18 protein-coding genes are annotated in these 22,108 nt (G+C 45.6%); 1 reads left to right on the top strand and 17 read right to left on the bottom strand.

Annotated elements, in window-relative coordinates:
* The 17 genes from mraY to HP548_RS25155 all read right to left on the bottom strand — a co-directional run bounded on the left by mraY (position 1) and on the right by HP548_RS25155 (position 21,499).
* Positions 1-969, bottom strand: coding sequence for a phospho-N-acetylmuramoyl-pentapeptide-transferase (gene mraY / locus HP548_RS25075; RefSeq protein ID WP_063566988.1), 969 nt, complete (start codon positions 967-969; stop codon positions 1-3).
* Between the two features lie 12 nt (positions 970-981).
* Positions 982-2,394 carry a UDP-N-acetylmuramoyl-tripeptide--D-alanyl-D-alanine ligase gene (locus HP548_RS25080; RefSeq protein WP_343054940.1) on the bottom strand — a complete coding sequence of 471 codons (1,413 nt, stop codon included), beginning with the start codon at positions 2,392-2,394 and terminating at the stop codon, positions 982-984.
* Entirely contained in the window at positions 2,394-3,881 is a 1,488-nt protein-coding gene (locus HP548_RS25085) for a UDP-N-acetylmuramoyl-L-alanyl-D-glutamate--2,6-diaminopimelate ligase (RefSeq protein WP_099858473.1), read from the bottom strand. The genes HP548_RS25080 and HP548_RS25085 overlap by 1 nt, the downstream gene beginning before the upstream one ends.
* Positions 3,882-4,011: 130 nt before the next feature.
* A complete protein-coding gene (locus tag HP548_RS25090) occupies positions 4,012-5,976 on the bottom strand; it encodes a stage V sporulation protein D (RefSeq protein WP_053781224.1) in 1,965 nt (654 codons plus the stop codon).
* 93 nt (positions 5,977-6,069) lie between these two features.
* Entirely contained in the window at positions 6,070-8,400 is a 2,331-nt protein-coding gene (locus HP548_RS25095; RefSeq protein WP_175383161.1) for a penicillin-binding transpeptidase domain-containing protein, read from the bottom strand.
* Positions 8,401-8,450: 50 nt separating this feature from the next.
* Positions 8,451-8,879: a hypothetical protein gene (locus HP548_RS25100; protein WP_175383162.1), complete on the bottom strand. Its 429-nt coding sequence runs from the start codon at positions 8,877-8,879 to the stop codon at positions 8,451-8,453.
* A 27-nt stretch (positions 8,880-8,906) separates the two neighbouring features.
* Entirely contained in the window at positions 8,907-9,857 is a 951-nt protein-coding gene (rsmH, locus tag HP548_RS25105) for a 16S rRNA (cytosine(1402)-N(4))-methyltransferase RsmH (RefSeq protein WP_076288122.1), read from the bottom strand.
* Positions 9,858-9,875: 18 nt separating this feature from the next.
* Positions 9,876-10,313 (bottom strand): division/cell wall cluster transcriptional repressor MraZ, encoded by a 438-nt coding sequence (gene mraZ / locus HP548_RS25110; protein WP_017687291.1) that lies wholly within the window; start codon positions 10,311-10,313, stop codon positions 9,876-9,878.
* Between the two features lie 275 nt (positions 10,314-10,588).
* Entirely contained in the window at positions 10,589-11,854 is a 1,266-nt protein-coding gene (locus tag HP548_RS25115; protein ID WP_076288121.1) for an adenosylhomocysteinase, read from the bottom strand.
* 45 nt (positions 11,855-11,899) lie between these two features.
* Positions 11,900-13,531 (bottom strand): bacillithiol biosynthesis cysteine-adding enzyme BshC, encoded by a 1,632-nt coding sequence (bshC, locus tag HP548_RS25120; protein ID WP_175383163.1) that lies wholly within the window; start codon positions 13,529-13,531, stop codon positions 11,900-11,902.
* Positions 13,532-13,686: 155 nt separating this feature from the next.
* Entirely contained in the window at positions 13,687-15,450 is a 1,764-nt protein-coding gene (locus HP548_RS25125; protein ID WP_099858468.1) for an ABC transporter ATP-binding protein, read from the bottom strand.
* A gap of 17 nt (positions 15,451-15,467) precedes the next feature.
* Positions 15,468-16,349 carry an ABC transporter permease gene (locus HP548_RS25130; RefSeq protein ID WP_371121656.1) on the bottom strand — a complete coding sequence of 294 codons (882 nt, stop codon included), beginning with the start codon at positions 16,347-16,349 and terminating at the stop codon, positions 15,468-15,470.
* A 47-nt stretch (positions 16,350-16,396) separates the two neighbouring features.
* On the bottom strand, positions 16,397-17,329 hold the full coding sequence (locus HP548_RS25135; protein WP_076288118.1) for an ABC transporter permease: 933 nt from the start codon (positions 17,327-17,329) through the stop codon (positions 16,397-16,399).
* 190 nt (positions 17,330-17,519) lie between these two features.
* Positions 17,520-19,217, bottom strand: a complete 1,698-nt coding sequence (locus HP548_RS25140) for a peptide ABC transporter substrate-binding protein (protein WP_076288117.1) — start codon at positions 19,215-19,217, stop codon at positions 17,520-17,522.
* A gap of 151 nt (positions 19,218-19,368) precedes the next feature.
* Positions 19,369-19,743 carry a DUF3397 domain-containing protein gene (locus HP548_RS25145; RefSeq protein ID WP_076288116.1) on the bottom strand — a complete coding sequence of 125 codons (375 nt, stop codon included), beginning with the start codon at positions 19,741-19,743 and terminating at the stop codon, positions 19,369-19,371.
* The gene (locus HP548_RS25150) at positions 19,743-20,705 is read right to left on the bottom strand and encodes a ketopantoate reductase family protein (RefSeq protein WP_175383164.1); all 963 of its coding nucleotides are present in this window, start codon (positions 20,703-20,705) and stop codon (positions 19,743-19,745) included. The genes HP548_RS25145 and HP548_RS25150 overlap by 1 nt, the downstream gene beginning before the upstream one ends.
* A gap of 143 nt (positions 20,706-20,848) precedes the next feature.
* On the bottom strand, positions 20,849-21,499 hold the full coding sequence (locus HP548_RS25155; RefSeq protein WP_063567002.1) for an RsfA family transcriptional regulator: 651 nt from the start codon (positions 21,497-21,499) through the stop codon (positions 20,849-20,851).
* A 315-nt stretch (positions 21,500-21,814) separates the two neighbouring features.
* Between HP548_RS25155 and HP548_RS25160 the strand changes: the two genes are divergently transcribed.
* Positions 21,815-22,051 carry a DUF2626 domain-containing protein gene (locus tag HP548_RS25160; RefSeq protein ID WP_053781237.1) on the top strand — a complete coding sequence of 79 codons (237 nt, stop codon included), beginning with the start codon at positions 21,815-21,817 and terminating at the stop codon, positions 22,049-22,051.
* Positions 22,052-22,108: the final 57 nt, after the last annotated feature.

The raw sequence follows: 22,108 nt of genomic DNA on the forward strand, positions 1-22,108 counted from the left end.
TTACAACCCCTTGTTGAGATAAAGTCCAAGAGCGGCCAAAATGGCGCCTACCGCCCAAAAAGTAATGACAACTCGCCATTCCGACCAGCCACTCAGTTCAAAGTGATGATGAATCGGGCTCATTTTGAATACGCGTTTGCCACGAGTTTTGAAAGATACTACTTGAATGATAACGGACAGGATTTCGATGACGAAAATACCGCCAATGATGACAAAAAGAAGTTCTGTCTTCGTCACAATGGCGACGGCACCAATCGCACCACCAATTCCGAGGGAGCCTGTATCTCCCATAAACACTTTGGCCGGGTGTGCGTTATATACCAGGAATCCAAGTACCGCACCAATCATCGCCGCCGCACATACTGCTGCTGGCATCGATGTTGCCTGCATCGCCACAATGGCAAATGCCCCAAATGCGATGGCGCTCACGCCAGACAGCAAGCCGTCCAGACCATCGGTAAAGTTAACTGCATTCGTGATGGCAAGCATCATGAATACCACAAACGGATAGTAGAACCATCCCGTCCAGTCGAAGGAGACTGATGTACCCGGAATCGATATGGCTGTACTGTGTCCATTCTGGATCAGTAAGTAGCACATCACTGCACTGAAAAACAACTGACCAATCATCTTTTGTCTAGCCGTCAGCCCTAGTGAACGTTTGAATACAATCTTGATGTAGTCATCCAGGAAACCGATCAGACCGAAGCCGAGTGTAGCCACCAGTAGGACGTAAAAGTCTGTATTTTTGACCGCTGAAAATTTCAAAAAGGCCAATGTGAACGCGAGTAAAATAACTACTCCGCCCATTGTAGGTGTTCCGCTTTTTTTCAGATGGCTCTGTGGCCCATCTTCCCGCACCTGCTGTCCGAACTTCATTCGACGCAGCAATGGAATTAAGAGCGGTGCAGCAATCACCGCCAAAATAAATGAAACACCGATTGTTAACAGTAATACCTGAAAATCCATGGGTTCACCCCTCTAGTCTACTCTATTCTGTAATGGAGCTATTTTTAGCGCTTCGACCACATCCTCCAGTTTCATGCCCCGGGAGGCCTTAAACAAGACAACATCTCTGGATTGGAGATTCTCCAGTAGATATCGGGTCAATTCTTCCTTGCTCTCAAAAGTGTGTACGGCTTCTGCTGGCATGTTTTGTCTTGCTCCTTCTGCGATACTCGCAGATAAAGGGCCGTAAGCCAGCACCATATTCATTTTGTCGGGTGTAATGTATTCACCGATTCCCCGATGGAGCTCATGCTCCTGAGGCCCCAGTTCTAGCATATCACCGAGCACGGCGACTTTGATCCGATACCCCTTGAGGCCCTCCAGCACATCCACAGCGGCTTTCATGGAGGTTGGACTAGCGTTGTAAGCATCATTAAGCATGGTCAAACCACTGACGCCGTTAATAATCTCGATGCGCATGCCGGTTAATTTCAGACGTGACAGTCCTGCTACAATCTGTTCAGCAGCCACTCCAAAATGACGGGCAACCGCTAATGCAGCAAGACAGTTGACCACATTATGTGTTCCCAATAATGGCAGTGTAAGAGCACTCTCTCCAGACTGCTTGGTGGTAAAAGCGACCCCACTCTGTACATTCATAATTCCAGTAGGATAATCATCGTTATCCGTCTGCAAGCCAAATGTATACCGCTGAAGTCCTTCAGGCAGCTTAGTCGCTGGCTCTGCCAGAACCTGCTCAATCAACGGTTCGTCGCCGTTATATATCAACAATCCACCTGGTTTCATACCAGCAGCAATTTCAACTTTTGCCCGAGCAATCTCCAATCGAGATCCCAGTTGAAGTAGATGGGATTCTCCAATATTCGTGATGATTGCGACATCCGGCTGGGCAATTAAAGATAATTCTTCAATCTCCCCCCGGCCGCTCATGCCCATCTCCAGAATTACGATCTCAGTGTCCGGTTCCATGCTAAGTACGGTAAGTGGCAAACCAATATGGTTATTGAAGTTGCCTTGGGTCTTATGCACTTTGAACGTTGTAGAGAGAATGGCATCCACAATGTCCTTTGTTGTTGTTTTTCCATTGCTGCCTGTAATGCCTACAACGGAGGCCTTGTTTTCTCTTAGATAGGAAGACGCAAGCTCCTGTAATGCAACCAGAGTATCCTCCACAATAATCACAGCACCTTGAGGTGCAACTCCGTGATCCTTTTGCCATAAAGCCCCGGCAGCGCCTTTCTCTACACAGGTTTGCACAAATTCGTGTCCGTCAAACCTTTCGCCAACAAGAGGGATAAAGAGACTGCCTTGAACCGGCTTACGCGAATCTGTAAATACACCTTCAACACCAACATCACCATAAGTAGCAACGTCAGTTAGTGTTCCTCCACACATCTCGGCCAATTGTGCCATTGTTCTTTTTATCAATTGGATTTGCCCCTTATCGCTTCTTTCGCTATGATCCGATCGTCAAAGTCCGTCTTGGTTGTGCCGATAATTTGATAGGTCTCATGCCCCTTGCCCGCAATCAATACTACATCGGCAGGGCTTGCCATTTCAATAGCCTCATGAATCGCCTGGCGCCGATCCACAATCATCGTATAACGGTCAGGTTGAATGGCATCTTCAATCAAGCCTTGTTCAATATCCTTGAGAATCAGATCGGGATCTTCTGTCCGCGGATTATCGGAAGTGACAAATACGATATCGCTATACTTCGCTGCAATTTTACCCATTAGAGGCCGCTTCGTACGATCTCGGTCACCACCACATCCAAATACACAGATCACACGGCCTTCAGCAAATTCTTTCACCGTCCGCAATACGTTCTCCAGGCCATCTGGTGTATGAGCATAGTCAACAATGACTGCGAACGACTGTCCTTCGTCAACAGCCTCAACACGTCCATCTACGCCCGGCACCGTCTCCAAACTACGTTTGATCTCCTCCAGCGGAATATCTTCAACCAGAGCAGCAGCGATGGCAGCCATTGCGTTGTACACATTGAATTTGCCTACCATGCGTAAACGAATATCGGTGCTGCCTCTGAATGTATCTACATGGAAAGAAGTCCCCTGCGAGGTAATTGAAATCTGGGATGCGCGAACATCCGCATTTTCCTCCATGCCGTATGTAATGACTTCAGCTGCAGTTACAGATATAAAATAGGCAGCAGCTGGATCATCTGCATTGATCACTGCAAATTTGCGCTTGGAAGCATCTGCGGTATATCCGTTACCCAACCGTGCAAAGAACAGTCCTTTGGCTCCGCGATATTCCTCCATGGAATGATGGTAATCCAGATGATCCTGCGTCAGATTGGTAAATACAGCCGTGCGGAATTCCGTCCCCTTCACCCGACCTTGCTCCAAAGCGTGGGAGGAAACTTCCATCACACAACAGTCCGTGCCAGCTTGAACCATATCATTCAGACTGCGCTGCAGATCAAGTGCTTCCGGTGTAGTGCCTGACATCGGGTACGTGCGCCCGTCATACCGCATTTGAATGGTCCCGATTAATCCTGTTTTTTGACCAAAGTCACTCATGATTTTCTCAATTAAATAGGTAGTCGTTGTTTTTCCGTTAGTTCCCGTTACACCAATCATATTCATCTTGAGGCTTGGCGAGTCAAAAAAGGAATCCGCCAGTACAGCCATGGCGAAACGGCTGTCTTTTACCAGCAACTGCGGAACAGGCAGATCCAGCTCTCGTTCCACAACCAGAGCAACAGCTCCAGCGTTTACAGCCTTCTCGGCATAGTCATGTCCATCAACTGTATGCCCTGGAAGACAGATAAACAGATCTCCCGGTTGTACCTGGCGAGAATCTGTCTGTAGGTTTTGACATTCTGTATTTGGTTCGCCAATGACACGGGCGGTTGTCAGCAATGATGAAAGTTGTTTTAAAAGCACATGAATAACCTCACTTTTTCCAAGTTTACTTCAATTTCAACAGTTCTCTGTAATCATTAATATCGTCAACACAGCCAATTAATGAAACGCAACTCAGTGCATTTTGTTGCGGTGGTGATCAAGAGCCCCATCAGGGCTCTTGTCCTTCCTCCTTGGTATGATCATGAATATCATTCAGAACATCACCCATATAAATCCGTATAGTAGAACCCTGATCAACCCGCGCTCCTGGCTTTGGAGCCTGGTTAATGACATATTTCCCACTGCCGGATTTAGCCAGCATAAAGTTCATATTCAGATCCTCATACAGGTCTTCGACCGTAGCTCCTGTCAGATCGGGAACCGTCACGATTTTCGTTTCTCCATACTTGTATTCTTTGGCTACCTGATCCTTCCGAACCGGAACATTCATATAATGCAGCGCATCCTCTAGAATGTTCTGTACGATCGGTGCAGCAACCACGCCGCCGAACTGAATTCCTTTCGGGTTATCCACCGCAGTATACACAACAATCTGCGGATCATCCGCCGGAGCAAAACCGATAAAGGATACAATATGCTCGGTAGAGGAATAACGTCCATTGATTACCTTCTGGGCTGTACCCGTTTTGCCGCCAACCCGGTATCCATCAATAAACGCCGGACGTCCCGTACCCTTGGCAACGACACTCTCCAGTGCTTCACGTACTTGCTTGGACGTATCTTCGGAGATGACTTGTCGAACCAGTTCCGGCTTGGCCTCTTCCATCACTTCACCCGTTTCCGGATGAACCCAAGCCTTTGTAACATATGGCTTGTATAGTTTACCACCATTAATAGCTGCTGACACAGCCGCTACCTGCTGAATCGGCGTAACGGATACCCCTTGACCAAAAGCAGTGGTCGCAAGCTCCACAGGTCCAACCCGTGACAGTTTAAACAAAATCCCGCTGGCCTCACCACTCAGATCGATGCCTGTTTTGGTGCCGAATCCAAAGTCTTTAATATAGGAGAATAATGATTCTTTGCCCAGTCTCTGACCTAGTGCAACAAATCCAGGGTTGCAGGAATTCTCCACAACTTGCAGGAAGGTCTGGCTTCCATGACCGCCCTTTTTCCAGCAACGCAGGCGAGCGCCTCCAACTTCAACAAATCCCGGATCATAGAACTGATCCTGCGTCAGATTTACTTTTTTCTCTTCAAGTGCTGCTGCAAGCGTAATAATTTTGAACGTTGAACCTGGTTCATACGTCATCCAGATCGGTAAATTCCGGTTGTATACATCGGCCGGATATTGCTGATAATCAGCTGGTTCATATCCGGGTCTACTGGCCATGCCAAGGATTTCACCCGTCTTAGGGTTCATTGCAATGGCAAGCGCCGAGTTGGCCTGGAATTTGACCATAGCCTGATCCAGCTCGCGTTCCATGATGGACTGAATCGATTTATCAATAGTCAGCTTGAGGTTCAGACCATCCTTCGGTTCCACATACTTCTCAGATGAGCCCGGCATTAGCCTTCCGGCCGCATCGGACAAGTAGGACACACTGCCATTCAAACCGTTCAGTTTATCATCATACTTTTTCTCTACACCCGTTAAGCCCTGATTATCAATGCCTGTAAAACCAAGAATATGGGCCGCCAGATCATCATAAGGATAAAAGCGTTTATTATCCTCAGCAACAACGATACCCGGAAGCTTCAAATCACGGATGTGCTGAGCCTTCTCCATCGTAATTTTGCGGCCACCGGGTTGTAGTCGTACAATTAGTTCTCTTTTCTTGATGGTTGCCAGCACTTTCTCTTCGGTCATCCCCAGCAAAGGAGCCAGTGCTCTTGCTGTTGTCTCCGCTTCCTTCACCTGGGCAGGAATCGCCATAATGGTTGGTGTGGTTATATTGTAGGCGAGAGAGGTTCCATTTCGATCCAGGATCTCTCCCCGTTTGGCTGAATAAGGAATATTCCGCCGCCAGGACTCTTCCGCTTTCGCAGATAGTTCCGGCCCTTTCCCTAACTGTACATAAGCAAGCCTAATCACCAAGGCTGAGAATAAGAGAACTAAAATCACTAAACTCCATAACAACCTGCGCCGCAGATTTACGCTTGACCCCTTCACGAAAAGATCCCCCCACTCGTCCCAAAATCATGATTGTGTTCAATTCATGAATATTCAGGACAACCGGGGGTTAGAACAAGCTGTCTGTGATCTCTATGGAAGCGAAGCCCCATCCGATGTGTTATCAGATGATTTTGTCTCATTTGAAGGTGGATTTGTAGTATCGGTTTTGCCTGTTTCTTCGGTGTTCGCCGTTCCATCAGTTGCTCCCTGATTGTTAGTCTCGTCCCCTAATGCTGGATCAGAAGACTCGGGAGCTTCATCTGCTATACCGGTAACTGCCGCTTTGGCCGTCTGCAGCACAAGCTCAACCGTTCTCTGTTCGCCTGCCACCTGCTCCGTTTGCTTCACCACATATCCTTCACCTTTAACGGTCACGCCCACTTTCATGAGGGAGAGCACTTCAAGTGCATCTCGTAGTGATTCGCCGGTCAGATCAGGGATCTTCATTTTGCTGCTTTCTTCGGTCAACAGGTAGATTCGTTGGCCAGGATTCATGGCTGCACCTGCCACAGGATACTGGCGAATGACATTTTCACCTTGACCAAGCGTCTCATAGGCAATTCCGGCGTTCAATAGTTGGCTTCTAGCCTGTTTGGCTGTCTTACCTGACAGATCAGGAGCTTTAGCTTGAACGACCGGCGTTGTTTTTGACTTTTTGTCAGTGGTCTTTACTGTATCTTTGGGAACTCCCATGTACTGAAGAGCTTGACTGACAATCTTTTTGAATACCGGTGCAGCCGCAGTCCCGCCGCCAATATTGGCACCGTCAGGCTGGTCAATTACAATCAGCATCGCGATTTTGGGATTATTTACAGGTGCAAATCCGATAAACGAAACGACGTCTTTGGATTTGCTGTATGTCCCGTTCACAACTTTTCTTGCTGTACCCGTTTTACCAGCCACGCGATAACCTTCAATGTATGCATTACGCCCAGTACCGATCTGACGGTCCGCAACGACCTGCTCCAGATACCCGCTTACCAGTTTGGAAGATTCCTTGGAAATAACCTGACGAACGACCTTCGGCTTGATAACCTCAGATGTACCATCATTCGGGTTAATAATCTCTTTGACCAGATGCGGTTCCATAAGTTTGCCACCGTTGGCAATAGCCGAAATGGCTGCTACCTGCTGGATTGGCGTTACCTGTACAAGACCGTGACCGTAGGCGGCTGTAGCAATTTCAGATTTGAAAACCAGCGGTTTAATGGGTGAAGCTGACTCACTTGGCAGATCAATGCCCGTCTTTTTACCAAAACCGAACAGGTCTATGTAATGACGCAAACGTTCACCGCCAAGCATGTTATAACCCAGATTAACAAACGCAATGTTACTTGAACGTTTGACACCTTCCAAATAGGAAATCCGGCCATAGGCGTGACCGTTATCACTGATTGGATAGCCACCGATATAGATTCGCTTGGATTCAAACGTGGCATTCGGATCAAACAGCTTCTCTTCAACCGCACCCGCCAGAGTAACAATTTTAAAAGTAGACCCTGGTTCATAGATGGATTGTGTCGCATGGTTTATAAAGTCTTTTTGATCCGGCGTTTCCCAATAGGTGTTAGGATTGAAATTAGGCCAATTGGCCATACCAAGAATCTCCATCGTATTGGGATCTGCTGCAATGACAGTCATGCTCAGTGGATTGTACTGGGCTACCGCTTCTTTCATTGCATCTTCGATGTAGTACTGAATTGTATCATCAATCGTCAGCTTTAAGTTGCTTCCATTCTGCGGTGGAAGGTAGTTGTCCTGGGAATCAGGCAGCTTGTACCCTTTGGCATCCTTCTGATAGTTCAGATAACCATCTGTACCTGTAAGCTGTTCATCATAGGAGACTTCAAGTCCGTTAACAGCCTTCCCATCACGGCTCATGTATCCAAGCAAATGAGAGGCGAGTGTTTCTTCCGGATAATATCGCTTCGACTCCTGTGTCATGACAATCGCGTTTTGACCCTTGTAGTCATCTTTCAGTTCTTTGCGAAATTCTTCTACTTTAGCAGCCAAATCAGGATTAATTTTATACCCTTCACTTCGCACTTCACGTTGCTTATAGAACTTTCCATTCTTATCTTTGGCAGTTACAAGTGCGCGCATTTCGCTCTCGTTTTTACCCAACAATCCAGATAATCTGTCAATAACTACATCTTCAATCCCAAGTTGATTAATCATCTCCGGATTTACAGATACCGTGTAAGCAGGCGCATCCGTCGCCAAAATGTTACCATTGCGGTCTGTGATTGTCCCGCGACTCGCCTTGATGGTTTGTTCGCGTTCAACCAATCCAGCTGCTCTTTCCTGCCAAATACCGCCATTAACAACCTGAATAAAAAAGATGCGGGTTATTAATACAAGAAAAAAGAGGGTAATACATCCCCCTATAAGCAGCGTGCGCATCTTTATTCTTTTTACCATCGGTACACCTCTTTTGCTTCAGCACTTTGTAAGGATTGATACAAAATGTTCTACTTATTTGCTGTATCCGAGGACGATTCAGTACCTGTCGGGTTCGTTGTACTTGTTGAGCGAGGTACAAAAATGACATCCTTGCCGGAAGCCTCAACGTAACCAAGCTTGCGAGCATTCTCGATGACCAAATTGTTTAGTTTTTCTTTTTCCACTTGCAAATCTGCAATCGTTCTCTCTGCTTCTCTCACGTCAGACAACGTTGTCTGTGCCTGCTTATTCAGATCATAGATGTGAGCGTAACGCGACATCATAACACCACCCACAACAATGACTGCAACTAGAGTAATCAGATACAAAAATTTCTCGCGTGCCGGAAGACCGGTACGACGGGTCACCACTTTGGTGGTTTCCTTGTACCGCTGCTGGGTCACACGTTCTTGGGACGCTTTTTCTTTCACTGCCAGATTACCACGTGTATATGCCATACTCCGACTCTCTCCTCCGCTCTTGATTTACAGTTTCTCGGCTACGCGCAGCTTCGCTGAACGAGCACGGGAGTTTTCGGCCAGTTCCGTTTCCGTTGGAATCAGCGGCTTTCTGTTCACTAAACGCATGGCACCCTTACCGCCGCAAACACACAACGGGAAATCGGGAGGGCATGTACATTTCTCCAGATAACTGCTAAAAATCTGTTTGCAAATTCGGTCCTCAAGTGAGTGAAAAGTAATAACAGATACACGTCCGCCTGGTGCCAAGCACCGAACGGCCTGATGTAACGCTTCTTCGAACGCGCCCAGCTCATCATTAACGGCAATTCGTAATGCCTGAAAACTGCGTTTTGCAGGATGTCCTCCGGTACGACGAGCCGCCGCCGGAATACCTTCCTTGATTAATTCCACCAGTTCGCCAGTAGTCTCAATTGTGGACTGCTTCCTTTTTTCAACAATGACACGAGCAATTCGTCTTGAGAATTTCTCTTCACCATAGCGATACAAAATGCGGGCAATCTCCTCTTCCGGCCATTCGTTAACAATCTCTTTGGCGGTAAGGGATGCGTCCTGATCCATACGCATATCCAACGGAGCGTCGTGATTGTAGCTAAATCCACGTTCTCCTTCGTCGAATTGCGGCGATGATACCCCCAAATCGTACAAAATACCATCGACCTGTGGCACGCCATCTTTCATCGGTACATCCAGTTCTTTCAGTACCTGTTCGAGATCACGGAAATTGGTTTTCACCAATGTAATCCGATCTCCATATGGAGCCAATTTTTCACGCGCGTTATCCAAAGCCCAATCATCCTGATCCAGTGCGATCAGACGCCCCCCTGGACCGAGCTTGGATGCAATCACGGAGCTATGTCCGCCACCGCCTAAAGTGCAGTCCACGTATATACCGTCCTGCTTGATGTTTAAACCCTCTGTTGCCTCTTCTTTGAGTACGGTTATGTGGTGAAACAACCTGCACCCCTCCTGACTTTATAGATCAAAATTAAAATCGACCAGCTTTTCGGCAATGTCGTTGAATGCTTCTTCGGATTGATTGAAATAACTCTCCCATATGCCTTTGCTCCAAATCTCCACCCGGTTCGACACGCCAAGAACAACGCAATCCTTGTCCAGCTTGGCATACTCTCTAAGATTGCCCGGCAAATTTACCCTGCCCTGTTTGTCCAATTCACATTCGGTGGCACCCGAGAAAAAAAACCGGGTAAACGCACGTGCATCGGATTTCATCAATGGCAGTGCTTTGAGCTTCTGTTCCATGACCCCCCACTCCTCCATGGGGTACACGAAAAGACACTGGTCCAAACCCCGTGTGACAACGAAAGACGGTCCCAGAGATTCGCGGAATTTAGCCGGAATAATAACCCGACCCTTGTCATCAATGCTATGTTGGAACTCCCCCATAAACATTGGCCCACTCACTCCTCACCCGTTTCTCCCACTTTGCCCCACTTTCCACCACCTAAGCATAATAGATTCGCACAAAAAAATCAAAACCCTTCTTACAGGCTTTACTTTTTTTAATTTCGCAACCGCAAAAAAACGTCTTTGATCCTGAAACTCAGGATCAAAGACGTTTCCCGTTTACGGGCAATCGCACGTACACCCGCATATGAGCCATATCATTAATAAACCATTTTAAACCCTTTGAAGCACTTAATCAGCTTGTAATTAATGGATGGCTCTTAGAATTTCCAGCTATCCAGATATTTTTCCTGTTCGGCGGACAAGGAGTCGATGGCAATATTCAAGCTTTCCAGTTTGTAACTGGCAACTTGTTGGTCAATGTCATAAGGTACATTAACAACGGTTTTACCCAGTTCCGCATAGTTCTCGCTCACATAACGCAGACCCAGCGCTTGCAATGCAAACGTTGTATCCATAATCTCGGCAGGGTGTCCATCGGCTGCACCCAGGTTTACGAGACGTCCTTCAGCCAGCAAATACATTTTACGACCATCTTTGAAGCGATATTCTTCAATGTTGCGGCGTACGGTACGAATCGAATCGGAACGTTTAGCAAGTTCAGGTTTGTTTACTTCCACGTCAAAGTGACCTGCATTGCTAAGAATGGCTCCATCCTTCATCACATCGTAATGCTCTCCAGTGATCACATCTTTATTGCCGGTAACAGCGATGAAGAAATCCCCCAATTTTGCAGCTTCCACCATCGTCATGACACGGAATCCGTCCATATGAGCTTCTACGGCCTTTATAGGATCAATTTCAGTTACGATAACATTTGCTCCGAGCCCTTTGGCACGCATTGCTACACCTTTACCACACCATCCATAACCCGCTACAACTACGTTCTTTCCTGCAACGACCAGATTGGTTGTACGGATGATACCATCGAATGCAGACTGACCTGTACCGTAACGGTTATCAAACAAGTATTTGCAATAAGCGTCATTGACTGCAACCATTGGGAAACGCAATTGTCCTTCTTTCGCCAAAGCTTTCAGACGAATGATGCCCGTTGTCGTTTCCTCTGCTCCACCACGAATGGTGGCAGCTAGATCAGGACGTTCAGAAGCAATAATAGTGGCAAAGTCTCCACCGTCATCAATAATCAGATCAGGTTTCACTTCAAGTGCACGGAGTTGCAGTTCTTTGAACTCAACAGGGTCCGGATTATGTTTGGCATACACAGTAACGCCGTCTTCCACCAGAGCAGCACAAACATCGTCCTGTGTTGACAATGGGTTGCTATGTGTAATCGTCACTTCTGCACCACCAGCTTGAATGACTTTCGCTAGATAAGCCGTTTTGGCCTCAAGGTGAAGGCAAATGGCTACTTTCAAACCTTTAAACGGAAGATCCTGTTCAAATTGGCGACGAATGCGGTTCAACACTGGCATATGTGCTTCTACCCAATCAATTTTCAGATGACCTTCTGAAGCGAGTCCCATATCTTTAACGATACTGTTTTGCAATGCAGGGGTAGTCATTCCTCATCCTCCTCGATTATCTATTCCTTCTATTATAAAAGGTCACTACAACGTGATCACTTGGTGTTGTCCACGGAATTCGTTCTGACTTTCAATCAGTTGTTCAATCCACTCGGTTCCATAACGGTTCAAGTAAAAGAGCACGTTATGCACTCGTTCCTGCGGTTTGTTCATGGGAAAGAGTGAGTTTTGCATCCCGTTCCAGTGCCTTAGACTCACATCATGTTTATCTTTGATGGCTTTGTGGGTCTGCTGTTGCAGATACTGCATCTGTTCGCTGATCTTGCCTACATTGGTATCTCCAATTCGGTCCAAACCAGGGTGGATCTCTGAAATTTGATCAAGCAATGGACGATATAGATCGGCAAATGCTTGTTGAATGCGCTCGAACTGTTCATCGACCTGGAAGGTCTCCTGTTGCGCCAGCCATTGTTCCCTCTTTTCATCCATATGATATTGAACGTCCTGGAAAGAAAGACCGTACTGCTTCATATGTTTGTGATGAACATCTTCCATAATGGTAAAGGACAGACGTGGAAGCAAGATAGGCATCTGCAGCCCAAACCGGGCAAACGCTTCACGTGTCAATCCCCAGTACGCGATCTCACCTTGACCTAAGATAACAGCCGCTACAGGTAAAATGGAATCTTGCATCAATGGCCGGGTCAATACATTGTTGCTAAACCGCTCGGGATGTTCAGCCAGTTCCTGAAGCAGTCGTTCTTCTGTAAATGAAACCAGACCTTTACGGTCGCCGTACAAGCCGTCTTTCAACATCAGAAGCAACCGCGCCCCTTCATGTATGTAAAACAGATTGGCCCCATCTTCCGCGACTTCAGCTGGCATGGCATATCCGGCTTGTTCCAATGCGGAGGCACCTTGTGCATATGCTTGGCGTAATGTCCCATTTTCACGAATCAAACGTTCAAATACAGGCTGCTCAAGTCTGCGCAAGTCTGGATCTGCAGCATCCATCAGAATAAGTCCACTGCTGCCAAACAACGCTGAGATTAACCGGGCAAACGCATCACTCAAGTTCGAACTCGACTGATGAATCTCCGTAACCAGCTTTATTAATCCTGGTTTGTGCACCGTATCCGGTAAAAGATGCTCCACCTGCTTCAGCACGGTCATCCATTGTTCTGTTTCCACATGGACATAACTCACAGAATCCCTGCCTGCAAACCGCCCTTGTAACTTGATCTTTGTCATGTCACCGTTGGCGTCAGGCAAGTATGTGTGGTTCACTTCATCCCAATCATGGTCTTCACCTGCAATCCAAAAAACGGGAACGACCGGCCGTTGTAGCCTGTTCTCCGCTTCCCGCGCAGCTGCAACCACACTTGCTGCTTTGTAAATTACAAACAACGGACCTGTAAGCAGGCCGCTTTGCTGTCCTCCCGTAACAACCAACGCATCTTGTTCCGCGAGACGTGTGATGGATTCATGAACAGCACCATGATCGTTCACCCGTTTATTATATATACGTAGATACTCTGCCAGACGTTGACGAGGAATACGTGTGTTCTCCGATTGATCTAGCCACTCGGCACGCGTATGAAGCCCCGATTCCCAGCGAATGTCATACTCGTAAAGGCCACGCGCAGCATCCCTTGAACAGACATAGTCTTCTGCAAGTCGATTTCCGCTGCGGAGTGCCTCGGTAATACCTTTCATGAGGTCTGCCTCCTATTCTGCTTCAAAGAGCCTTTCTTGATTGTACCGAATGAGAGCCCTCTTCGTCAAAAGAAAGTGCATCAAAAAATAAAAAACCGCCGAACAAAGTCGGCGGTTTGATATTCATGGATAAGTCCAAATGAAATTTGTACTTTTTATACGTAAGGTTCTGCAACCCAGTGACCTTTGGATACCTCAATCAATTGAGCGTTCTGCAGGTTGTATGGATCACTTGCAGGACCACCAGATCCATTCTTAAGTGCTTGTTCTTCCGGCAGCAAGATGCGACGTTTGCTCGCTTCTACTTCCGGATCAGGTACAGGGATCGCAGACAGCAATGTTTTGGTGTAAGGGTGAATTGGATTAGCATAAAGTTCTTCACTTTCTGCCAACTCGACCACTTTACCCATGTACATTACAGCTACACGGTCACTGATATGTTTAACCATGGACAAATCATGCGCAATGAACAGGTATGTCAAGCCGAGGCGTTGCTGAAGTTCTTCAAGCAAATTAACGACCTGAGCCTGAATGGAAACGTCCAATGCTGACAATGGCTCATCACAGATGATGAATTTAGGATCTACGGCCAATGCACGTGCAATCCCGATCCGTTGTCTTTGACCACCTGAGAATTCATGCGGATAACGGAGTGCGTGGCTAGGATTCAGACCTACAAGATCAAGCAATTCTTCAACACGTCTCTTCCGCTCTGTCCGACTTGATGCCAGACCATGAATATCAAGAGATTCACCGATGATATCCATAACGTTGAAACGTGGGTTCAAGGATGCATAAGGATCCTGGAAAATCATCTGCATATCTTTACGCATTTCTTTCATCTTGCGTGGGGACAGCTTGTAAATATCCGTTCCATTAAAGTTAACATTTCCGCCTGTTGGCTCATAAAGGCGCAGAATTGTACGGCCAGTTGTGGATTTACCACAGCCAGACTCCCCTACAACTCCAAGTGTTTCGCCTTCAAAAATATCAAAGCTAACATCATTAACCGCTTTGAGAATGTTCCCTTTGCCCAAATTGAAGTATTGTTTCAGGTTCTTCACTTGAACCAGCGGCTTGTTGGCACCTTTGATAATACCAACTGGAGTAGGCTTTTCTTTTTTAGGCTCGTCCAGACGAGGAAGAGCATTCAGCAATTTAATCGTGTATGGATGTTGAGGATTACTGAAGATTTCAGCAGTTGTTCCTGTTTCAACAACTTCGCCTTCCTTCATAACGACAACACGGTCACACATTCCTGCAACTACTCCAAGGTCATGCGTGATAAGCATGATCGAAGTTCCAAGCTTTTGCTGCATGTCTTTCATAACATCCAAGATTTGTGCCTGAATCGTTACGTCGAGTGCAGTTGTTGGCTCATCCGCAATCAGAAGGGATGGACGACATGCCAAGGCAATTGCAATCATAGCACGCTGGCGCATACCACCGGAAAATTGGTGTGGATAATGGTTCATACGCGCTTCCGCATTTTTGATGCCTACAAGTTCGAGCATTTCCAATGCGCTTTTTTCAGCTTCTTTTTTGGACATGTTCTGATGCTTGCGCAGTACCTCGGTAATTTGCTTACCAATTTTGATGGTAGGATTCAAAGAAGTCATTGGATCCTGGAAGATCATGCCGATATCTTTACCACGGATGGCTTCCATCTGTTTATCTGTCTTATTCAGCAGGTCCTGCCCGTGAAAAGTAATTTCTCCGCTTTTGACCTTCGAAGGCGGGGAGGGAATCAATTTCATGATGGTTTGGGCAGTAACACTCTTACCACTACCGGATTCACCTACGATCCCCAGCGTCTCTCCTTTGCCAAGTTCAAAACTCACATTTTTAACGGCATCAAACTCACCAGAACGCGTCGTAAATGACACACTCAGGTCTTTGACTGTTAAAATCGGCTCCATAATCCCACCTCCTATTTCTATTTACGTAATTTCGGATCAAGCGCGTCACGCAAGCCGTCACCAAGCAAGTTAAATGCGAGCATTGTCATAACCATCAAACCTGCAGGGAACCACATCCGCCAAGGATACAGCGTCCAGCCTGTAAGTGCATCATTGATCATAGATCCAAGAGAGGATTTAGGTGCAGATACACCCAATCCGAGGAAGCTCAAAAATGCTTCTGCGAAGATGGCATTTGGGATGGACAACGTCAATGTAACGAGAATTGGTCCGACAGCATTTGGCAACAAATGACGGAAGAGTTGACGTCCAGTGCTTGCGCCCATGGAACGAGCAGCAAGGATAAAGTCTCTGTTTTTGAGTTGCATAATCTCGCCACGCACAATCCAGGACATACTGATCCATCCTGTAATGGTGAGTGCAATGATAATCGTTGTCAGACTTGGCTCCAATACAACCAGCAACAGGATAACAACGAGCATGTATGGCAGGGAGTACAAGATCTCAGAGAACTTGTTCATGATGCCATCAACACGTCCACCGTAGAAGCCCATAATGGCTCCATAAATTACCCCGATGACAAGGTCAATCAAAGCAGCAGCCAAACCTACAGTAAGAGACACACGTGCACCTACCCAGGTTCTTACCCATACATCACGACCCAGTTCATCTGTTCCGAACCAGTGTTCAGCACTCGGTGCAGCATTGGCATTTAACAAATCATTGGAATAATAATTATAGCTTGAGAACAACGAAGTTGGACCAATCATAGAGAAAATGACAACAAGGACTAGAACAGCCAAACTAATCATAGCGGCCTTGTTGGTTGCAAGTCTGTACATAGCGTCTTTGAATAGCGATACACTCTCTTGCGATTTCAACGCTGCCTGACTATCCAGGCCTGTGTTCGCCGTTTCATTATTGTTGTTATTCGTGCCAGACAACGTTATGCCCCCTTCCGGCTTTCTAGCTTAATTCTAGGATCAATCAACACGTAAGCGATATCCGTCAGGAAACGTGCAAGCATCAAGAGAATACCATAGAAGATTGTAATCCCCATGATCATCGTGTAATCACGATTCGTAATACTCTCTACAAATACTTTACCAATTCCACCAATATTAAAGATCTGCTCAATAACAACGGAACCCGTGATGATATTTGCTGTCATCGGACCAACATAAGTAACGACTGGCAAAATACCGTTCCGTAAAACGTGTTTAAACATGATAGCAGGCCATTTCAAACCTTTGGCTTTGGCTGTCTTGATGTAATCTGCATGCAACACTTCCAACATGCTTGAACGCGTCAAACGTGCGATAAAGGCAATTGGAGATGCTGACAGTGCGGCAACCGGAAGCACATAGTCGAGTGGGCCATCGAAGCCCATAACATTAAACCAGCCGAGTTTGAATGCAAAAACATATTGCACCAGGGATGCGAGCAAGAAACTCGGTACAGCAATCCCGATAACAGCCAGAATCATCGTAATATCATCAATCAACTTGCGATGGTACACTGCGGCAATAAGCCCCAACAAAACCCCCACAACAATTGAGATAATAATCGCAAAGATTCCTAGCTTCAGCGATGCTGTAAACGTTTGAGTGATCATACCCGTTACATCTTGATTCAGGTATTTCATAGAAACCCCGAAATCACCCTGAATGATTCCACCCATATACTTCAGGTATTGTTCATACATCGGTTTGTCCAAACCATACTTCACTTCTAAAAGTGCCCGGATTTCAGGTGATACTTTTTTCTCGGATGTAAAAGGGTCACCTGGAATGGCCTTCATCAGGAAGAAGGTTGCTGATGCGAGTATGAAAAGCGATAGCAGCATAAATAGCAGTTTTTTCAGCACGTACTTAACCAACCCTTGCACACCTCCACAAAACAATATTTTGTATACAAATCGATTGTAGAATTAGACAAGAATAATGTCCAATCCATTTATCGGAAATTTCAAGAATTATAAGGAAAATCGGTGCACATACAAAAAAATCGGGATATATATGGAATTCCACATATATATCCCGAAGTAATCATATAGACTTCAGAACAACTTATTTCTCTTCCAGATATGCACGAGTGAAGTCAATAGCTCCACTGAAATCAAGTTGTATGCCTTTCAGGTAAGGCTTAGTCAAAGATACGTTAGTGTAGTAATAAATCGGCAATACGCCCATTTCATCTTGAATCAGGATTTTCTCAGCGTCAGCAAAAGCAGCCATACGAGTAGCTGGATCTGCAGATTTTACAGTCTCTTTAACATCTTTGTCATACTGTTCATTGCTGAATTTGGAATCATTGTTTGTGTTTCCAGTAGTCCACATTTCCAAGAAGTTGTACGGATCGTTGTAGTCAGCAGACCAGCCCGCACGAGCGATTTGGAAGTTTTGGTTTTGACGGTTCTCAAGGAATACGCCCCACTCTTGGTTTTCCGTTTTCACGTCAACACCAAGGTTTTTCTTCCACATGTCAGCAACAGCAAGAGCGATTTTCGCATGACCGTCACTAGTATTGTAGATCAAAGTTACTGCTGGCAATGTTGTGTAGCCTTCTTCTTTCATACCTTCAGCAAGCAATTTCTTAGCTTCTTCTACGTTCTCAGTGAAGTAGTCGTCTTTGTGCTCATCACGGAATTCGGCGTTTTCACCGCGGATACCTGGAGGTACAAAGCCGAAAGCTGGAATTTGTCCACCTTGTGTTACTTTGTCAACGATCAATTGACGCTCGATTGACATTGCAAAAGCTTTACGGATTTTAACGTTGTTAAATGGAGCTTCATTAACGTTGAACTGGTAGTAGTAAGTACTTGCAATACCAGTAGCTTTAAACTCGTCCGGCAATTCCGCTTTTACAGAAGGAATTTGGTCGGAAGGAATTTCACCGTTAGGTGCGCCTGTGTAGTCCAATTGTCCAGACTTGTAAGCTTGCAGTTCGGAAGCACTGCTGTTTGTCAGGGACATATTAATTTCAGACAATTTGATGTCAGAAGCTGCATGGTAGCTATCGTTTTTCTTCACAACGATTTTTTGACCTTTAGCGTATTGATCCATTGTGAATGGTCCGTTAACGATCATGTTTTTGTAGTCTGTGAAGAATTTGTCATTCGTGTCAGCAGACTTGTGTACTGGGTAGTACGTGTAGAATGCTGTCAGACCCAAGAAGTAAGGTGTTGGGTTTTCCAACGTTACTTCCAGCGTGTGCTCATCAGTAGCTTTAACACCTACTTGAGAGAAGTCTGTGATTTTAGTACCTTTATATGTTTCGTCTTTGCTCAGGTTGTAACCCTCAGCACCTTTGATGTAATACAGTTGGTAAGCATATGGAGAAGCTGTTTCCGGTTTCAAAGCGCGTTCCCAAGAACGTACAAAGTCTTCGGCAGTGATTGCATCACCGTTGCTCCATTTAGCATCCGGGTTCAGGTTGAAAACATATTTCAAACCATCTTCGGAAATTGTCCAGTCTTTAGCAACACCTGGAGCTTCTTTGCCATCAGGGTCGATACGCACAAGACCTTCATACAAGAATTTCAGTACAGTGTTGGTTTGGCTGTCTTTTGCTTGAGCCGGGTCTAACGTAGGAGGTTCAGCTGACAGGTTAATTTTCAGGACTTGATCTTTAGCAAGACCATTTCCTTCGGTTGCAGAACCAGTATCGGTGTTACCTGTGCCTTCGTTTTTCGATCCGCACGCTGCAAGTACGGTACCGAACGCCAAAATCAGCGTCAAAAGGACTAATAGACTTTTCCTTTTCATCTAACACTTTCCCCCTAAATTGATGTGGTATATGTTTATAGATTATACAACCACCGGTCAAAAAAATCTACATTACTTTTTCAGAAAGTAATGTTTTTTTCAGTTTTCGACAAAATCGACACATTTTTTAGCCCTTTTGCGTTATGTATCCTCACATCTGTTTCATGAAGTATCTAAATAATCCAAATATAGTAAACAAAACATATCCAAAACTCATTATGACAAAAGCCATGCGCCAAACGGCCCGGAACATTCTACCCCCATCGACCTTACCTTTGAGCCGATTTTGTGCCCCTCCGATGAATCCAAGCGCTATTAGTATGAGTATTAATGTTAAATAAAATCCAAAATTCGAATCAAATGTTAAGTTGAATAACGCCGATACAGAGAATATAAGGAATAAGGTTGTAACATCCATTGCCGAGCGCAGCGCCACACGCTTATCTTTTTTCCATCCATACATGATCCAATAGACAAGAAAAAACGGAAAGAACGGCAGTATGCTCAGCACAATAAAAAATCCCATTAACTCACTCCTTCCGGTTGCATACCTTCAATCAGATGAAGCAGTACTTCATGCGTTGGAGCAGACAGGCCACACCGATACGCCATGCTTACAATTTGCCCATTAATGGATTGTACCTCCGTTTCTTGTCCATGCAGAACATCTGACAGCATGGAAGATGTATTCGAGGCTGTGGAACGACAGACGGAAAGGATTTGTTCCCACACATCTACCTCAAGAAGTATTCCGCTTGCTCTGTATACCGCCAATGCCTCATCGTACAACTGACGCATAAACATGATTCGCTCTTCCTTTGTAATTAACTCCCCGTTAGGAATACGCCATATCGCGGTAAGTGGGTTAATGACAGCATTGATTAACAACTTCCTATAAATCAGCTTATCGATTTCATTCGACACTGTACAGCCAAATCCTGCCTGCTGCAAAAGTCCCTGTAAACGAACGAGTTCATTAGAATCCATTGGCGTTAGAGATGAGATACGTACATCTGCACTTTTGCCCAACCAGGTCTCTCCTATACCTGCACGGATGACTCCATCTTGCTGTCGTTTCGCCCCTTCTGTGGTTATGACGCTGTATACATTGGAATGTGGCATATTGGTTTGCACATGTTCCAGATGCCCAACCCCATTTTGGAAACATGCGATGTTGAGCACTTGCGTCTTCAATGAACCAATTTCACGTATAACATCATGTATCGCTGTCTGTTTCACCATTAATAGTAGCCAATCTCCAGGTGAGTGTTTCCATACTCGATTTAACTCCGTAATCGGCTTGGCCTGGGTATGATCAGGTGTAATCTGGATGGTTTTCTCCTGTTCAATGACCTTAAATCCTTCGATACTAAGTTTGTTTGCCTGTTCGGCCGTTCTTGTCCAAAATCGAACCTCGTTGCCTGCGTCCTGAAGCTTACCTCCATACAAAAGACCCAGTGACCCTGAACCTACAATGTCAATGATCATCCTGCATCCCTACCTCTGCTCCAATAGTTGCTTTTATCTATAATAGAACAAAAACAGCAAACAAAAAACCCATCATACCCGCCGTTATGTAACGGAGGTGTGACGGGCCTAATCTAATGCTGATCATCAGACATCGTTTGCTTTTATTCAATTCGTTCCAGATTCCCGTTGGCATCCATTTTGAATCTCGTTTTGAGTTCCTCTTCTTCTTCTGTCAGAAATGCAAGTCTGCGAGCACGATCCATAATCTGAATCAATGCTTTATAATCGTCGTTTACAACACGATAATCAGTCTGTACTTCATTCACTTCCTTAGACAGACGATCATTCTCGCAACGCAGTTCATGAAGTTCATCCTCTTTTTCACGAAGCTCTTTCTCAAGCATTTTGAGCTGGCGACCGTTTTCCTGTACAGTTCCCTTCCATTGCCGCAAGAATCGTATAACTGCATCGATGGATAGAGAGTCTTCCGAAATACCATCCGCCTTGTACAGATTTTCTTCTGTATCCAGGGTGGACAAAGCTGCTACTTGTGGTCCAAGCAAAGCCGGTTGTTTGCGGAGATAACTTCGTTTTTGTCGTTGAGCCTTAGCATTGCTTATAGCAGACTCATATTTCTTACGTACACAGCTGTTCCAGCGAAAACCGCAAGCGGCAGAAGTTCTGCCTATTTTTTCGCCAACCTCTTCAAAAGCAGCCAGTTGTGTACTTCCTTCCCGAATATGACGCAAAGTAACCTCAGCCAAAATCAAATCGTCCTCTGTACTCCAAGCATCCTGTCTCACTGCAGTCATGCTATAATACCCTCCTAACAACATCCTAAAATAACCGTCCCCATAACCGAGTTCCCGGCATGTGAATTAGGTATAAAAGCTGCTTTATTCATTCTTATGCCTCTCATAGAGTTCATAGAATTGATTTCATACTAAAATGTATTTCCACATTTATGAGTACTCATACGTTACATATGCAAAACAAACCATACTTTAACTCTTTTAGGCCAAAAAAAGAATTCGCTTTCATATCCAATTTTGTTTACACCTTTTTCCTTTCCCGGTATAATGTTGTGTAGACAATCTATGATCGTACATAGGAGAGGAGGACTTACCGTGGCGCGCATGTTTCGGGTACTCGGGTTCTTCACGCTAGCGATTGGCCTGATGGCTTTTGCGGGAGACCTGGTCGAAATGGCTTTGCTTTTTTTCCTGCAGACTGCGTTTTTTGTCATTTTGGGATATTTGAAATTTACGGAACGTACGTACATATTGCTCTTCTGGGGCTATATGATCGTGACATTCACAGGGTTCAGCTATTGGACCGTATTCCAAATGGATTTGCCGCTCTAATCCGCCAGCAGCATCAAAGCGATCCGGCTAATGTCGGATTGCTTTTTTGTCGTTTTC

Origin of the sequence: Paenibacillus taichungensis, from assembly GCF_013359905.1 — a bacterium.
GTDB lineage: Bacteria > Bacillota > Bacilli > Paenibacillales > Paenibacillaceae > Paenibacillus > Paenibacillus taichungensis.

Bases quoted from the DNA above. Each gene is read 5' to 3' on its own strand.
- mraY (WP_063566988.1), bottom strand. From the start codon at position 969: ATGGATTTTCAGGTATTACTGTTAACAATCGGTGTTTCATTTATTTTG.
- HP548_RS25095 (WP_175383161.1), bottom strand. From the start codon at position 8,400: ATGGTAAAAAGAATAAAGATGCGCACGCTGCTTATAGGGGGATGTATT.
- HP548_RS25100 (WP_175383162.1), bottom strand. From the start codon at position 8,879: ATGGCATATACACGTGGTAATCTGGCAGTGAAAGAAAAAGCGTCCCAA.
- mraZ (WP_017687291.1), bottom strand. From the start codon at position 10,313: ATGTTTATGGGGGAGTTCCAACATAGCATTGATGACAAGGGTCGGGTT.
- HP548_RS25115 (WP_076288121.1), bottom strand. From the start codon at position 11,854: ATGACTACCCCTGCATTGCAAAACAGTATCGTTAAAGATATGGGACTC.
- bshC (WP_175383163.1), bottom strand. From the start codon at position 13,531: ATGAAAGGTATTACCGAGGCACTCCGCAGCGGAAATCGACTTGCAGAA.
- HP548_RS25125 (WP_099858468.1), bottom strand. From the start codon at position 15,450: ATGGAGCCGATTTTAACAGTCAAAGACCTGAGTGTGTCATTTACGACG.
- HP548_RS25140 (WP_076288117.1), bottom strand. From the start codon at position 19,217: ATGAAAAGGAAAAGTCTATTAGTCCTTTTGACGCTGATTTTGGCGTTC.
- HP548_RS25145 (WP_076288116.1), bottom strand. From the start codon at position 19,743: ATGGGATTTTTTATTGTGCTGAGCATACTGCCGTTCTTTCCGTTTTTT.
- HP548_RS25150 (WP_175383164.1), bottom strand. From the start codon at position 20,705: ATGATCATTGACATTGTAGGTTCAGGGTCACTGGGTCTTTTGTATGGA.
- HP548_RS25155 (WP_063567002.1), bottom strand. From the start codon at position 21,499: ATGACTGCAGTGAGACAGGATGCTTGGAGTACAGAGGACGATTTGATT.